Origin of the sequence: Sorangium sp. So ce204, assembly GCF_051526795.1 — a bacterium.
Taxonomy (GTDB): Bacteria; Myxococcota_A; Polyangia; order Polyangiales; family Polyangiaceae; genus Sorangium; species Sorangium cellulosum_B.
In genome coordinates this window covers 10234590-10249563 of the sequence record NZ_CP150317.1, presented here as the reverse complement: position 1 = coordinate 10249563, position 14974 = coordinate 10234590, and the positions used below count along the sequence as shown (strand labels likewise).

12 protein-coding genes are annotated in these 14974 nt (G+C 71.5%); 8 read left to right on the top strand and 4 right to left on the bottom strand.

Annotated elements, in window-relative coordinates:
• The first annotated feature begins 280 nt into the window (after positions 1–280).
• Positions 281–1183, top strand: a complete 903-nt coding sequence (locus WMF22_RS38535) for a LysR family transcriptional regulator (RefSeq protein ID WP_438032990.1) — start codon at positions 281–283, stop codon at positions 1181–1183.
• Here WMF22_RS38535 and WMF22_RS38530 read toward each other — a convergent pair.
• Positions 1164–1481, bottom strand: a complete 318-nt coding sequence (locus WMF22_RS38530) for a putative quinol monooxygenase (protein ID WP_437294935.1) — start codon at positions 1479–1481, stop codon at positions 1164–1166. The genes WMF22_RS38535 and WMF22_RS38530 overlap by 20 nt on opposite strands.
• Here WMF22_RS38530 and WMF22_RS38525 point away from each other — a divergent pair.
• The 3 genes from WMF22_RS38525 (at position 1480) to WMF22_RS38515 (ending at position 3788) form a co-directional block, all read left to right on the top strand.
• Positions 1480–2670, top strand: coding sequence for a hypothetical protein (locus WMF22_RS38525; protein WP_437294934.1), 1191 nt, complete (start codon positions 1480–1482; stop codon positions 2668–2670). The genes WMF22_RS38530 and WMF22_RS38525 overlap by 2 nt on opposite strands.
• Before the next feature lie 88 nt (positions 2671–2758).
• The gene (locus tag WMF22_RS38520; RefSeq protein ID WP_437294933.1) at positions 2759–3280 is read left to right on the top strand and encodes a hypothetical protein; all 522 of its coding nucleotides are present in this window, start codon (positions 2759–2761) and stop codon (positions 3278–3280) included.
• 268 nt (positions 3281–3548) lie between these two features.
• Positions 3549–3788 (top strand): MbtH family protein, encoded by a 240-nt coding sequence (locus WMF22_RS38515; protein WP_012239717.1) that lies wholly within the window; start codon positions 3549–3551, stop codon positions 3786–3788.
• A gap of 976 nt (positions 3789–4764) precedes the next feature.
• Here WMF22_RS38515 and WMF22_RS38510 read toward each other — a convergent pair.
• Positions 4765–5607, bottom strand: a complete 843-nt coding sequence (locus WMF22_RS38510) for a PfkB family carbohydrate kinase (RefSeq protein ID WP_438032989.1) — start codon at positions 5605–5607, stop codon at positions 4765–4767.
• A gap of 491 nt (positions 5608–6098) precedes the next feature.
• On the opposite strand from WMF22_RS38510, the gene WMF22_RS38505 reads away from it, so the two are divergent.
• Together WMF22_RS38505 and WMF22_RS38500 are read left to right on the top strand one after the other, a co-directional pair.
• On the top strand, positions 6099–7487 hold the full coding sequence (locus WMF22_RS38505) for a M23 family metallopeptidase (RefSeq protein ID WP_438032988.1): 1389 nt from the start codon (positions 6099–6101) through the stop codon (positions 7485–7487).
• A gap of 187 nt (positions 7488–7674) precedes the next feature.
• A complete protein-coding gene (locus WMF22_RS38500) occupies positions 7675–9150 on the top strand; it encodes an ATP-binding protein (RefSeq protein WP_438032987.1) in 1476 nt (491 codons plus the stop codon).
• Between the two features lie 87 nt (positions 9151–9237).
• Here WMF22_RS38500 and WMF22_RS38495 read toward each other — a convergent pair whose 3' ends face one another.
• Together WMF22_RS38495 and WMF22_RS38490 are read right to left on the bottom strand one after the other, a co-directional pair.
• Positions 9238–10137, bottom strand: coding sequence for an MBL fold metallo-hydrolase (locus WMF22_RS38495; protein WP_438032986.1), 900 nt, complete (start codon positions 10135–10137; stop codon positions 9238–9240).
• On the bottom strand, positions 10134–11318 hold the full coding sequence (locus tag WMF22_RS38490) for an acetyl-CoA C-acyltransferase (RefSeq protein WP_437301660.1): 1185 nt from the start codon (positions 11316–11318) through the stop codon (positions 10134–10136). Before WMF22_RS38490 ends, WMF22_RS38495 begins: the two co-directional genes overlap by 4 nt.
• A gap of 581 nt (positions 11319–11899) precedes the next feature.
• Between WMF22_RS38490 and WMF22_RS38485 the strand changes: the two genes are divergently transcribed.
• Both WMF22_RS38485 and WMF22_RS38480 read left to right on the top strand, forming a co-directional pair.
• The gene (locus WMF22_RS38485) at positions 11900–12523 is read left to right on the top strand and encodes a peroxiredoxin (RefSeq protein WP_437294928.1); all 624 of its coding nucleotides are present in this window, start codon (positions 11900–11902) and stop codon (positions 12521–12523) included.
• Positions 12524–12818: 295 nt separating this feature from the next.
• Positions 12819–14960 carry a glucan endo-1,3-beta-D-glucosidase gene (locus WMF22_RS38480; RefSeq protein WP_438032985.1) on the top strand — a complete coding sequence of 714 codons (2142 nt, stop codon included), beginning with the start codon at positions 12819–12821 and terminating at the stop codon, positions 14958–14960.
• Positions 14961–14974 lie beyond the last annotated feature (14 nt).

Sequence of the window (14974 nt, the reverse complement as noted above, 5' to 3'; positions counted from 1 at the left end):
GCGCCGTCGGTTTGCTCGGCGCCAGTGCGGGCGCCGAGCATGATTGCAGACACAAGGAGCGCGCGCGGCGGGATCATCCTATCGGTCTCGTTCATCTCGTCCTCCTTTCTCGATGGCTCGTGACAATCCGCGTCGGTGCTCGGCCGAGGCCCTGGCGCCCATCGCCTCGACGTCGATGATGCGTTTGTGCCACGGAGGCGCGCGCGTGGATGCCATCGCTGCGAGCGATCGCGCCGCCCTCCTTGGCGCGGGCGGCGTCGCCGGGCGAAGATGCGCGGCCATGGAGATGCATCAGGTCCGGTATTTCCTTGCGGTGACCGAGACCCGCAGCTTCACGCGCGCGGCCGAGCGGTGCGCGGTCTCGCAGCCCGCGCTCACGGCCGCCATCAAGAAGCTCGAGGAGGAGCTGGGCGGGCCGCTCGTCCTGCGCGAGCGCGGCGGCGCCAAGCTCACGGCGCTGGGGCAGCGCGTGCTGCCGCGGCTCCAGCGGCTGCGGGACGAGATGCAGGCCGTCCAGGTGATCGCGGACAACCACCGGCGCCTCAAGCAGGTGCCGCTCCGGGTGGGCATCCTCTGCACCATCGGGCCCGCGCGGCTCGCGGGCTCGCTGGCGGCGTTCCGCGCGGAGGCGCCGGGGGTGGAGCTGGAGATCGCGGTGGCCGTGCAGGGGGAGCTCCTGCGGCGGCTGGAGGAGGCCGAGGTCGACGTCATCGTTTCGAACCTCGGTGACGCCGTGCCGGACTGGTGCGTGGTGGCGCCCCTCTACGAGGAGCGCTACGTCGTGGTCCTCCCGCCCGGCCACCACCTGGCCGCGCGCGAGGGCCTGCGGCTCGAGGATCTGGACGGCGAGCCCTACCTCGATCGGCTCGCCTGCGAGATGCGCGAGCAGGTGACGGGCGTGTGCGCCGCGCGGCGCGTGGACCTGTACGCGGCGTACCGCACCGACCGGGAGGACTGGGTCCAGAGCCTGGTGCAGGCGGGGCTGGGGTTTGCCTTCATGCCCGAGCACTCGGTGCTCCTGACGGGCGCGTCGCAGCGCCCGCTCGTCGATCCGGCCCTCCGTCGCACCGTCGCGCTGGTGCGCTCGGGCGATCGCACGCCGGCGCCGGGCTTGCAGCTCTTCTGGGACGCGCTGCTCTCACGCGCTGCGCGGGCGCGGCCGGTCACCCCTTCGCGGCGATGATGTCCACGTGCTCGATGACGGGCGGCGCGGCGAGCAGCTCCGGCGCCTTGGCCATGAGCGCTGCGGCGATGCGGCCCGCGAGGTGCTCCTTGCGCCCCACCTCGTCCGCGAAGGTGTCGAAGATGCCGAACGTCGACGGCCCGATGCGCAGCGCGAACCAGTGAACCGTCCGCGGCTCCTCGGCGGCGAGGCCGACGGCGGAGCGGAGGAGCGCCTCGACCTCGGCCTCCTTGCCGGGCTTGGCCTCGATGCGGGCCAGGAGGGAGAGCGTCACGGCGGTCGGGAAAGCAGCGGTCATGGGATCCTCCTCTTCGGCGGCGCACGGCGCGCCGCGCTTCGGTGAAGAGAGTTGTAATGACGCGCATCCGGCCGACCATTCGATGTTCTGGATGGATCCATCAGCGCCGTGGATGGGCGCTTCACCGGAGGGATGCCGGCGGCCCTCCGCCATGGCGGCGCCACCCCCTGAGCAGGAGCTCTCCTCGGGTTCTCCCGTGTTTTCGCGCCGGCATGGGGTGTGCTCGAGGTCGAGCGTCATGCCGACGCTCGAGCACAACGCCCTCGTCGAGATGTTCCGTGAGCACCCCGAGCTCGCGCCCCACTGGCTCGCGACGCTCTTCCGCCTCGAGGTGCCGCCACACACCTCGGTCGGAGTCGTCGAATCGTCGCTCGACCAGCTCCTCCCGGTGGAGTTCCGCGCTGATCTGGTGCTCGAGCTTCGAGACGCGAGCGGCGCGCTGGTGCTTGCGATCGTCATCGAGGTCCAGCGCGACATGGATCCGGACAAGAAGTTCTCGTGGCCGACGTACGTCACGGTCGTGCGTGCCAGGAAGCGCTGCGGCACGGTCATCCTCGTGATCGCACCGGACGCCGGCGTGGCCGCCTGGGCGGCGGAGAACATCGACCTCGGCCTGGGCCTCGGCCACGTCGAGCCGCTGGTGCTCGGTCCGGCCGTCGTCCCCGAGATCACCGACCCTGCCGAGGCGGAGAAGGACGCCGAGCTGGCCGTGCTCTCGGCGGTGGCGCACGGCAATGGGCCGAGCGGGCTCACCGTGGTCAAGGCCGCGCTCGTTGCGCTTGGGCGGCTCGACCAGGAGCACGCGATGGTCTACTTTCAGGTCATCTGGAGCGGGTTGCGTGAGCCCATGCGGCGGGCTCTGGAGGCGTTGGTCATGGAACGGCAGATCGAAGACGAGGCGAGGTTTCCGTTCGTGCGGGAGCTGATGGATCGCATCAAGCTCGCGAGCCTACGTGAGGGCGAGCTCAAGGGTCTACGTGAGGGCAAGCTCGAGGGCATGCGTGAGGGCAAGCTCGAGGGGCTACGCGAGGGCAAGAGGGACACGCTGCTGCGGCTGCTTGCGCGTGCAGGGATCGCGCTGACCGTGAACGAGAGCGCGCGTATTCACGCATGCACGGACATCGCGACCCTCGACCGCTGGATCGATAACGTCCTCGGGGCGAAGACTGCGACCGACGTGCTCACCTGACTGGAGCGCGCTGACCGCGAAGACAGGCGAGGAGATCTTCTCTCTCCAGCGCGCCGCCGTCGAGGCGGGCACGCGCTACCTGCTCGCCGTGGACCCGAAGAAGGCGAGCCCGTTCGAGCGCGGGCAGCTCGTCCTCGACGAGATCACCGCGACGCTCGAGTGGCTGTTCGACGATGGCGTCGAGGACGAGAACGACGCGAGGCTCGCCAAGCTCGGACAGGCCCACGCGGGCGACCCGTCCACCGCCGACGCGCTCGCGCTGGCCCTGGACGACTACGCCGCCCTCGCGGCGCCCCAGCGCGAGGCGATGGATGGCCTCGGCGGGTTCGACGCGGCCATGCTCGACGAGGCCGCGGAGCTCGCGGCCGCGCTCCGGGAGCACCCCACCCAGAGTGCCGCGCTCGGTGAGAAGGCGCGCGAGGCGCTTGTCCTCCGCAACAAGGTGATCGGGCTGTTGAGCGCGCGGATATCGACGGTGCGCGCGGCGGCGCGGTTCGTGTTCCGGGACCGGCCGGAGATCGTGCGCGAGGCGACAAGCACCTACGAGCGGCGGCGCCGGGCCGAGGCCAAGCGCCGCGCGAAGAAGGTCGACGCGCCGGCGCCCCTGTGAGCTCGCCTTGACGGGGCGCTGTCCAGTGGCCTCGTCCCGCGTTGAGGGCCCGCGGCGTCAGGCGTCGAACCATGGGGGAGCGGATCCATGGGCCATCGGTCTCGCTGGCGTGATCTCGTGATACGGGCATCGATCCCGGCATGATGCCGTCTCGGGCGGAGACGGCCTGATCCTGCGATCCGTGCTCGGAGATTCCGGCTCGACGGCGCGGGGACCGAGGTTATGGTGCGACCCCGCAGCGCAATCGGGCCGACCCGCGGAGGGGAAGATGAACCAGGAAGAGCGGCAGGACGCAGCCACCTATCGCGTCGTCGTCGATCACGAGAAGCAGTACACCGTCTGCCCTGTCGAGCGCGCGATCCCGAGCGGGTCGCGGGAGGCCGGCAAGCAGGGATCCATCATGGAGTGCCTCGCTTATATCGAGCAAGCATGGGAGCGCCTGCGCGCCCCGGAGGAGGGATGCGCCCCGGCGGAGGTCGCCCGTGCGCGCGCGGAGTGGCTCTCCTGATGCCGGCATGAGGCGCGGGGGGCGGCGATGACAGGGGCGACGTGGCCATGCAAGCGGAGTCCGCGCCGTCCGCCCGGCAGCCTGGTCAGGCTGGACCTGGAGCACGCTGGCTGGGCGGAGAGCCTTGCGCCATGGGGGCCTGCCAAAGCGTGCCAACATGGGCCAGCGGGGAACTCCCGCGCTCGAGTAGCCGCATGAAACAAGGCAAGGATGGCCGCGGAACGGCGATTGCTGAGGGCAGGCCCGGAGGAGCGGATGCGTCACCTCTCTCGCGTCGGTGTTGCCCTCGTTGTGCTCCTGTTCATCGGCTGTTCCTCGCACGTGGACCTCGACGCTGAGAGCGCTTCAGCGGGTGGGTCCGGCGGCGCGCCGAGCGGGGAGACGACGGTTTCGCCCGGGTGCCCGAGCGAGGTGCTTGTCGAGTCGACTGCGTGTCCTGAGATCGGGAAGATCTGCACGTACACGACGGGCGATTGCGCCCTCGTGTTCGAATGCAAAGCCAATGAGGGTGATCCCGACGATACTCAGAGCAGCTGCGCAGCGCGGCCGGCAGCCTGGCTCAAGACGGAGCAATCGGCGTGCGGCGGATGCTCCGGGGCCAACGCGAGCTGCGTTCCGTGCGAGGGCGCCAGCCCAGGCGAACCGTGCGATGCTGTCGGCTATGCTTGCGAGAACGACTCCGGGGGCGGCAACTGTGGTGGGGCAATGCGCTGCAAGCACGACAAGACATGGGTTGTATCAACGCTCTACCCCTGGTGTTGCATCTAGAACACCAATCAATCATGTTGAAACCCGGAGAATTTCACGGGGAGGCGGGGAGGCGGGGAGGAAGAAAAAATGAATTTCTCCCTCTTGCCGTCTCTCGCTCCCCGCCTCCCCGCCTCCCTGTGAAATTCCTGCTTTTCTCGTGGTTTCAGCCCGTTTGTCGCTCTAGGTAACGAGCGCCGCGATCCCGCCCCGCAGAGGTGGATCCGAGTCACGGCGCGATAAGCCCCATCTGCATCTCGAGCGGATCGATCCCGCGCAGCACGGCGGCGCCGTGCGGTCCGGCGCGGCGACAGGCTTCCTCGACGGGGAGGCCGTGGGCGAGATAGTAGGTGAGGGCGCCGGCGAAGCTGTCGCCGGCGCCGTACTCGCCGAGGACGCGGTCCGGCGCGGGCGGTGCGTCGACCAGCGCGGCGCTCCCCGGGCGGAGGACGCGGACGGGCCGCGGCCCGTCGGTGAGCACCAGCGCGCCGGGACAGGGGTCGTACGCGGTGAGCGGGGCGTTCTCGCGCGGATCGGAGGCGCTGCCGATGACCACGTCGGGGGCGATCGCCGCCGCTCGGAGCGCCGCGCCCCTGCGGGCGGTCACGACGAGGCGACGCGCGGCGCGCGCGAGGCGCAGGCTCTCGGGGTCGGCGCCGGTGAAGTACACGGCGTCGCAGCCCGCGAGGATCGACCACGGGAGCGGGTCGGTCGCGGCGGGCTGGAGCGGGGCCCCGGTGACGACGATGGTGCGACGGCCCTCGGCGTCCACGACGACGACCACGCGCGGGTGATCCACGGCGCGCGCCGCCGCGTGGACGTGCACGCGCCCCGGCGCGACGCGGATGCGCTCCCCGACGGCGCGCGCCGCCGCGTCGTGCCCGAGCGCGGTGAAGAGGTGGATCTCGGCGTCGCTCCGGCAGAGCTGCGCGAAGGCGAGGCCGCCGCCCCCGCCGGGCAGGAAGCGCGCGTCGAGCAGGTGAACGATGTCGCCCGGCTGGGGGACGCCCTCGGTGCGGCCGAGCGTCACGTGCTCGACGTGACCCACGACGGCGATGCGCGGCGCTGCCATGCCGCTCGACATAACACGGCGGCGCCGCGCCGCGCGGGCGCCTCTTGGCCGCCGCCCGGCCGGAGCACGCCCACCTCCCCAGCCCCCCGCGCTCCCCGCCATGCCCGGCGACGCCCCTCGCCGGGTAGGGCCGGCGGCGCGCGCGGGAAAAGAGGATCGGTGCCTGTCAGAAGCCGGACGGCCGCGGCGTAGGAACGGGGGTGGCCGTCGAGCCACGCCCGAGCCGCGCCCCCGCGCCCTCCCGCGCGCCAGGGCCAGCCGCCGTCGCGCGCTGGTGAACGGAGACGCACGCGCGACGGCCGCGCGACGCGCGACCCGCGGCGGAGCGCTGGCCAAAGGGCTTTGTCTGCGCGGCTTCTCATCCTCATCAACGATCCATGTCCAGAGGATATCGACACCGTGCTTCATCACGCATTCGACAGATCCATCCGGTACCCTGCGGCATACCTCGCCGCCGCGCTCGTCGCGGGCCGCGGGAGGACGGGCGCATCATGAGGAGGCTCTGCAAAGGCGCGCTCCTCGCGGCGCTCGCCGCCGGGAGCACCATCGCGAGCGCGAGAGACGCGCGGGCTGCAGAGGGCGCCACCGCCTTCTGGAGCAACGCCGTCGAGGTCCATGTGTCGGGCGGCGCCCTCACCCGCGGCACGGGCTGGGGCTGGAGCGCCGGCGCCTCGTCGGTCCAGCAGATCGAGGCCGGCGACGGGTTCGTGGAGTTCTCCACGAACGAGGCGGACCGGACCAAGATCGCTGGGTTGAGCCACGGCGATGAGAGCCAATCGTTCTGGGACATCGATCACGGGGTGCTCCTTCGCGCCGACGGGGGCGTGGAGATCCTCGAGCAGGGATACGGGAAGGGCTACTTCGGGACGTACCAGGCCGGCGACGTCTTCCGCGTCGAGGTGCAGAGCGGCCAGGTCCGCTACCTGAAGAACGGGGCCGTGTTCCACACGAGCAGCGCGGCGCCCACGTACCCGCTCGAGCTGGATACAAGCCTGTACGACGACGGCGCGACCATCACGAACGCGTCGGTCTCGGGCGCAGGCGGCGGGGGGGACCCGACCACCGGCTGCGGCGAGGTGGGGCCCGGCGACGAGCTCAGCGGCACGAAGGTGCCCACGTTCTGCAATCACCCCACCACGATGCCGAACGGGGATGCGCCGCCCATGGGGCAGTACTTCGGCCATACGTGCACTTCGGTCGTGCTCCAGACCGTCTATTACACGCACACCTCCGGCAACCACAGCGGGCTCGACTTCTCCGTCCCGGCGCGCAGCCCCTTGTACTCGGTCGGTTATGGAAAGGTCATGTGCGCCGGGCCAGACGCCTGCACGGGCAGGTACCCCACCGCCCGGGGCGCGCCCTCCCAGATCGATCTCACGATCCGCTATGGCTCGGTGTACGTCATCTACGGGCACGCCGCGTCGAGCCTTGTCGCCGAGGGTGATCTCGTCGCCCCGGGGCAGGAGATCGGCGAATCGTCGGACTGGCCAGACAACGATCACCTGCACTTCGAGGTCCGCCGCGTCGCCGACAACAAGGCGCCGAACCCGGTGCCCTTCTTCTCGCCGGACATCCGGAGCTATCTCGAGGGCACCGTCACCGACGCGCACTTCTGCACGGGGCACCTGGATGATCAGGCGGACGTGGGTTTCACGTCGACCACCCAGCTCGACGAGCGGCCGTGCACGGACGCGAACGACGGCACGACCGGACCGATCCGCTGCCAGGAGGTGTGCGACTACAGCCCTGCGGACTGCGAGGTAAAAACCTACTCCAACGGGTACAGGGAGGTGCACGAGTACTGCAGCGTCTTCAGCTGCGGCGGCGGCGCCTTCGCCTGCGGGCTCCGCCGGAACACGGCCGCCCAGGCGTGCCAGTGACGCCCGCGCCGTGACGCCGCCCATCCTCGGCCAGCGCTGTTGAGCCGAGCTCGCCGGCGCCGCCGCCGGGCCCGACATCGACGGCCTCCACCCTCCGCGCCCGCGGGCGAGCGCGGAGGGCCGCGCCGCTCGGGGGGCGGCGGTGCGTCCGAGTTGCCTCGGACGCGAAATCGGATCAATCGACGCCATGGACTCCGCAGCGGCGCAGCGCGCGCCAGAGCTCGGCTCCTCGAGGCGGCCGAGCCTGAGCGCGCTCCTCGGGATCGCGACATTTCTCCTCACGGGCGCGGCGATCGCCGTGGTCGCCGCGCTCATGGCCGCCTCGGCGACCATGCAGCAGGCCACCGGGATCCTCGGCGACGCGATCGAGAGCGTCCGCCTGGTGCACAGCCTGCAGATCGACCTCCTCCGCGATGCACATCAGATCCACCGCGGCGCCGGGTCCGCCAGCGGCGGGCCGAGCTCCACCTTCCACGAGTGGGAGATCGAGCTAAGGGAGGGCCTTGCGGAGGCTCACCGTTACGTGAGCAGCCAGGAAGAGAGCGGCGTGCTCGTCGACGCAGAGCGGCGCGTCGACGAATACCTCGTCGGGCGTCGAGCCGGCGATGCCGGCGGCTCACCCCCCTCGCCGGACGCGCCGGCGCTGGCCACCGATTTGCTCGCTTTCGACGAGGCGTTCGATGCCCTCGACCGCCTGGTCGAGATCAACCTCCATCAGGCCCATGCGTCCCAGGCGCTCATCGAGCGCCTGGGACGGCGCGCGACCACCGCCGGCTTCGCGGCCGTGCTCTTCTTCATGGCGGGCGCGTCCCTGGTCCTCATCAGCGCGCGGCGGCTCGTCTACGGCCCCGTCGTCGCGATCCAGGAGGCGATCGGCCGGTACGGCGCGGGGGACCGCGCCGCGCGCGCGCCGCTCGTCGGGCCGCGCGAGCTCGGGGACATCGCGCGGGCCTTCAACGGCACGGCGGAGTCGCTGGAGCGCCAGCGCGAGGCGCAGTTCGCGTTCCTCGGCGGCGTGGCGCACGACCTCAGGAACCCGCTCTCGGCGCTCCGGCTGTCGGTCGGCTTCCTCAACGACGGAGGCCCCCCGTCGGAGCCGCGCGTGCAGCGGACCATGGCGCTCGTCGGACGGCAGGTCGATCGCCTCGAGCGCATGGTCGGGGACCTCCTTGACGCGTCGCAGATCGAGGCGTGCAAGCTCGACCTCCGGGTCGAGGAGCGCGACCTGCGCGAGCTCGTGCAGGACGCAGCCGAGCTCTACCGCCCGGTGTCGCCGGAGCACCCGATCGAGCTCTCGCTCCCCGAGGCGCCGGTCCTCGTCCGCTGCGACGCGACGCGGATCCAGCAGGTGCTCAACAACCTCCTGTCGAACGCGCTCAAGTATTCTCCCGCCGGCGGTCAGGTCGATGTGGCGGTCCACGGCGGCGGCGGCCGCGCCGAGATCGCGGTTCGCGATCGCGGGGTCGGGATCGATCCGGCGGATCTGGCGCACCTCTTCGAGCCGTTCCAGCGCCTCAAGGCGTCGGCGGGCGCGATCCCGGGGACGGGCCTCGGGCTCGCCGTGGCGAAGCGCATCGTCGAGGCGCACGGCGGCCGCCTCCTCGTCGAGAGCGAGCCAGGCGCTGGCTCGGTGTTCCGGGTCGAGCTGCCGCGCGCGTCCTGAGCGGAGAGGCGGTGCTCGAGGCCGCGACGCGCGGCGCGCCAAGGACGACGCCTCCACGACGTGACCCCGCTCCGCCCGGCCGTGCGCTCAGGCGCCCGTCCCCGCCGCGCGCCGCCATCGGTCCTCGCGGCGCGCCACCCGCCCTTCGCGCTCCAGCTTGATCAGGTGAGCCTCGAGGCTCAGCCGCGCGAGCGGCCAGATGAGCGGCGCTGTGTCTGCATAGACGACCGGCAAGAGCGCCTCGATCGACGTGCCGCCTGCCGACGTGCCGCCTGCGCCGGCCGAGCCGGCCTCGCCGGACGCCTCGAGCGCCGCGACCACCAGCCGCTCCCTTCCCAGCCGGTGCGCGATGTAGCGCCGGAACAGCGCCTCCGGCGCGCCGATCGGCCCGCCGTGCGCCGGCAGCGCGACCCGCGCCCCGAGCCCCGCGAGCCGATCGAGCTGCGCGAGGTACTCCGCCATGTCGCCCTCCCGGGGATCGATCAGGATGGTCCCCTCGCCGGCCACCATGTCGCCGCAGACCAGGGCGCCCTGCGCCTCGTCGAGGAAGCAGAGGTGGTCGGGCGCGTGCCCGGGCGTGTGCAGCACCCGCAGCGCCGTCGGCTCCGGCCCGCCGAGCCGCACCACCTCCCCGTCCGCGAGGCGGCGCGCGAGCGGGACGCCCGGGAGGCGCGGGGCCGCCTCGGCGTGCCCCCAGACCGGCAAGCCGAGCTCGGCCGCGAAGAAGCGCGCGCCCCCGACGTGGTCGGCGTGGTGGTGGGTCACCGCGATCGCCACGAGCGACCGCCCCTGGGAGGCGAAGCCGCGCGCCCAGGCGAGCCACTCGCGGCGCTCGTCCTCGTACGGCGTGGCCGGCTCGACGAGCAGCACCTCGCCGCCGCCGAGCGCGTAGCTGTTCGTGTGGGTCGCGGGCGGCAGGGTCGGCGTGCGCGCGGGGAAGGCCTCCACGCCGCGCACGCCGGGCCCGACGGGCTGCGGGCGGATCACCGCTCCACGACGACCGCGAGCGCCTCGCCGCCGCCGATGCAGAGCGTGGCCAGGCCGCGCTTCGCGTTCCGGTCCTTCATGGCGAAGAGCAGCGTCGTCAGGATGCGCGCCCCGCTCGCGCCGATCGGGTGGCCGAGCGCGACCGCGCCGCCGCGGACGTTGACCTTCTGGGCGTCGAGCCCGGAGAGCTTGTTCACCGCGAGCGCCACCACCGCGAACGCCTCGTTCACCTCGAAGAGGTCGATCTGGTCCGTCGGGATGCCGAGCTTCTTCGTTGTGTTCGCGATGGCCGCGGCCGGCGCCGTCGTGAACCACTCGGGCGCCTGCGCGGCGCCGCCATAACCGACGATCCGCGCGAGCGGCGTGAGCTTGTGCTCCTTGACGGCCCGCTCGCTCGCCAGCACGAGCGCGCTCGCGCCGTCGTTGATCGACGACGCGTTGGCCGCGGTGATCGTCCCGTCCTTCTGGAACGCGGGCTTCAGGGAGGCGAACTTCTCGGGCTTGCCGGCGGGCGGGCCCTCGTCCTCCTTCACGATCACGGCGTCGCCCCTCTTCTGCGGGACGGAGACGGGCGCGATCTCCGCGGCGAAGAGCCCCTCGCGCTGGGCCGCGACAGCGCGGCGGAAGCTCTCCTTCGCGTACTCGTCCTGCGCCTCCCGCGAGAAGCCGTGCTCCCTGGCGCACGCGTCGCCCGCGGTGCCCATGTGGAAGTTGCCGTACGGATCCCACAGGCCATCGTGGATCATGCCGTCCACGAGCTTGCCGTCGCCCATGCGGTAGCCGGAGCGCGCCTGCGGGAGGTAGTAGGGCACGTTCGACATCGACTCCATGCCGCCGGCGACGACGACGTCCGCGTCGCCGAGCGCCACCGTCTTCGCGCCGAAGATCACGGCCTGGAGGCCCGAGCCGCAGACCTTGCTCACGGTGGTGGCCGGCACCTTGCTCGGGATGCCGGCGAAGATGGCGGCCTGCCGGGCCGGAGCCTGCCCGATACCGGCGGACAGGACATTGCCGAGGAACACCTCCTCGACGGCCTCCGGAGACAGCTTTGCCCGCTCGAGCGCCGCCCGGATGGCGACCTCACCCAGGCGGGGGGCGGGCAAGGGCGAGAGTGCGCCCTGGAACGCGCCGATCGGCGTCCGGGCCGCTGCGACGATGTACACGGGGACGGGCAGGGTCATGATCTCCTCCAGCAGCGCTGATGCCATTTCATTCGATGACGCCAGCCATGCGCCTTGCGAATGTGCCTTGGGTACCTCGGTTGGCCTGGGGGGGCAAGCCGGCCCCGGGGACGCTCCGCTGCCTGCGCGGTCGCCTGCGCGGTTCGTTCGGTTCGCGGGTTCACATCGATCCTCGATCGCCCCCCTGCCTCGCTCCGCCGGCCGGGCTCTTCGCGACCGGGCTCCTCGCGTTTCCCTCGAGATCGTGTGTTCCCACCCAAGCCGCCGCGCGCCGCGCCTCGCGGGGCGGGCGCCGCGGCTGTGCGTGGGCGCGCGAAACCGGGAGAGGAACGCAGTCGTCGTGCGGGCGCTCTCGGACGGAATCAAGCTCCGCCCGAGCCGGATCCGGGCTGGCCCTGAGCGCCCGCGCCGTCCGGGCCGAGGCCCCGCCGACTCGTCGCCTGGGCGCGGCGCGCGGCGACGGCTGGCGCGGGCCGGGGGGCGCTATGTGGTACGCCGGGGACGTCGCGTGATATCGTGCGCGCCGATGGGGAAGGGGGGCTGTGCTCCCTGCGCCCGGGCGGACAAGGAGCGAACGAGCGATGGTGAATGCAGGCGATCGTGCCCCCGATTTCTCTCTCGAAAGCGACAGCGGTAAGACGGTGGGCCTCGCGGATTTCCCGGGCAAGACGGTCGTCCTCTACTTCTATCCAAAGGACGACACCCCCGGCTGCACGCGCGAGGCCCAGGCCTTCTCCGCGGCCCTGCGCGCCTTCGCCGAGGCCGGCGCCGTCGTGCTCGGCGTCTCCCGCGACTCCGTCGAACGCCACCGGAAGTTCAGGGACAAGTACGATCTCGGGGTGACGCTCCTCAGCGATCCGGATCTCGCCGCGCACAACGCCTACGGCGTCTACGGCGAGAAGTCGATGTACGGCAAGAAGGTGATGGGCACCATCCGGAGCACCTTCATCATCGGCCCCGACCGCGCGGTGAAGCACGCCTTCAGCGCCGTGAAGGTCGACGGACACGCGGACGAGGTGCTCGCGCTCGTGCGCGGAGGCGGCAGAGGCGAGGCGCCGCCCGCGCCCGGAGCACGGGCGCCCGCGAAGAGCGCGGCCAAGGCGCCTGCGAAGAGCGCCGCGAAGAGCGCGGCCAAGGCGCCTGCGAAGAGCGCCGCCAAGGCGCCCGCGAAGAGCGCCGCCAAGGCGCCCGCGAAGACGCGATAAAGGACCAGGAACCGTCGGACAACGACATAGCCGACTCGCGGCGTGCGGGCTGTCGATCGCCTGATGGATGGCATCGCGAGGGCCTCCGGCGCGGGGACGGCGGGCTCGCCAAGCTGGACGGGCCCGGCGCTTCATGAAAGAATCTGTACCGTTGCTTGCAAATCGATGAAACTACCACGACACCAGGGCTCATCTCTCGATCCGCTTCGGGGCAGGTGGAGCGATGAGCGCTGGAGCGAGGGAGCGAGGGAGCTGGATCATGATGTTGAAGCATCCGATGCTACGGACTTTTGCTTTGCTGAGTTGCCTCTCAGCGATCGCCGCGTGCGGCGATGACGCGCCGCCGCCCAAGGTGACCGACGGCGACGGCGGCGGAGGCAGCGGGGGGGAAGGCGGCGGCGGCGGCACCGGCGGCACCGGCGGCGTGCCGGTCGAGACGTGGGATCTCGACCGCAGCAAGCCGCTTTCGGACGTCGAGCCGGAGTTCACGGAGGCGGAGCACCCGCTCGCGCCGGGCGCCGTGCTGGCCGATCTCAAGGCCCCGCTCCCCACGAACGCCACCTGGATGAACTTCGCGCTCGGCGAGGGTGATCAGCGGATCAACGCCGCGCCGTACGACCTCAAGGCGGTCCGACAGGCGCTGTCGATCTCCCGGCCCGGCGTCGTGGTGGAGAACACGACCGTCACCTCGGCGGACCTGACGCAGCTCGCGCTCAGCGCGCGCCAGGCCTTCTCCGGCCACACCGTCAAGTCGGCCGATCTCCTCTCGGTCACCGTGGAGTGGGCGGCGCAGGGCGGCACGATGACGGCGCCCATCGTGTACGGGATGCCGTACGTGACGGCCACGTACGACGGGCTCGCCCCCTCCGTCCGCGCCGGCGACGGCGTGGCGATCACCGAGGTCAACGGCGGGTCGACGAGCCCCACCACGGTCACGGGCGACCGATTCGAGATCTCGCTCAACAACGGCCAGAAGTGGGTGCTCTATGCGTTCCCCGAGATCAGCCTCGAGTGGGACGCCCTCTCCATGACGGCGGACGAGCCGTATGAGGGCTCGCTCCGCCTCGCGCTCGTCCCCGGGCCGAACGCCGCGGCCGTGCTCGACGCCCACGCCGCCGTCATCCCGGTCGGCGGCGACATCGAGGCCTCGGTCACCGAGGACACCGCCACGGTGCGCCTCGTCTGGAAGACCGAGGGCGGGGGCGAGGGCGAGGAGGGCGAGGGCGATCTCCTGACCATGGCGCTGCCGCACCATCTGGATCACCTCGATATGTTCAAGGCGGCGGACGTCTCGTACCCGACCGTGATCGGCCAGATGAAGGGCATCTCCGGCGCGAGCTGGCAGCTCGAGTACCCGCTCAGCACGATCGGCTGGGACGCGCCGCGCCGCGTCTCGGACGAGTGGGGCGCGGACATCATCGCGGCCCTCGAGGAGGACAAGGGCTTCATGCCCGACGAGGCGGTCGCCGGGACAGACCCCTATTTCGGGGGCAAGCAGATCGCGAAGCTCGCGCGCCTCGCGCAGATCGCCGAGGTGGTCGGCAAGGCCGATCTCGCGGAGGAGCTCAGGGCGCGGCTCAAGTCGCGCATCAACCCGTGGCTCAACGGCCAGAACGAAAACCCCCTCGTCTACGACACGACCTGGGGCGGCCTCGTGACGACCAAGGGCCTGACGGACCAGGGCGCCGACTTCGGCCAGGGCTATTACAACGATCACCACTTCCACTACGGCTACTTCCTCTACGCGGCGGCGGTGCTCGCCAAGAACGATGAGGCGTGGCGCGAGGAGTACGGGGACAAGGCGCTCTGGCTCGTCCGGGACATCGCGAACCCGAGCGCCAAGGACAAGTTCTTCACGCCGTTCCGCAACATGGATTGGTTCAGGGGCCACTCGTGGGCGTCAGGGCTGTTCCCGTTCGCGGACGGCCGCAACCAGGAGTCGACCTCCGAGGCCGTCAACGCCTGGTACAGCATGCAGCTCCTCGGCGAGGCGCTCGAGAACGAGGACGTGAAGAACCTCGGCCGGGTGCTGCTCGCCATGGAGACGGCCTCGGCGCAGACGTACTGGCAGGTGACCGCGGACAGCACCGTCTACCCCGAGCCGTTCAAGAACAACGGCGCCGTCGGCGTGCTCTGGTCCACGAAGGCGGACTTCGGGACGTGGTTCGGTCCCAACCCCGAGTACGTCTATGGGATCCAGCTGCTCCCGATCACGCCGATCTCGGAGTCGCTCATCTCCAAGGACTGGGTCCAGGACGCGTGGCCCGTGATCTCGGAGACCACCGCGGAGGCGGAGGACCCCTGGAAAGCGTTCCTGATCGCGGCGCACGCGACCGTCGACAAGGAGGCGGCCTGGGAGGACGCGCAGGCGCTCACCGAGCTCGACGACGGCCTCAGCCGGACCGCGCTCCTCTACTGGATCGCCACGCGGCCCTGAGCCCGCCGCCCTCT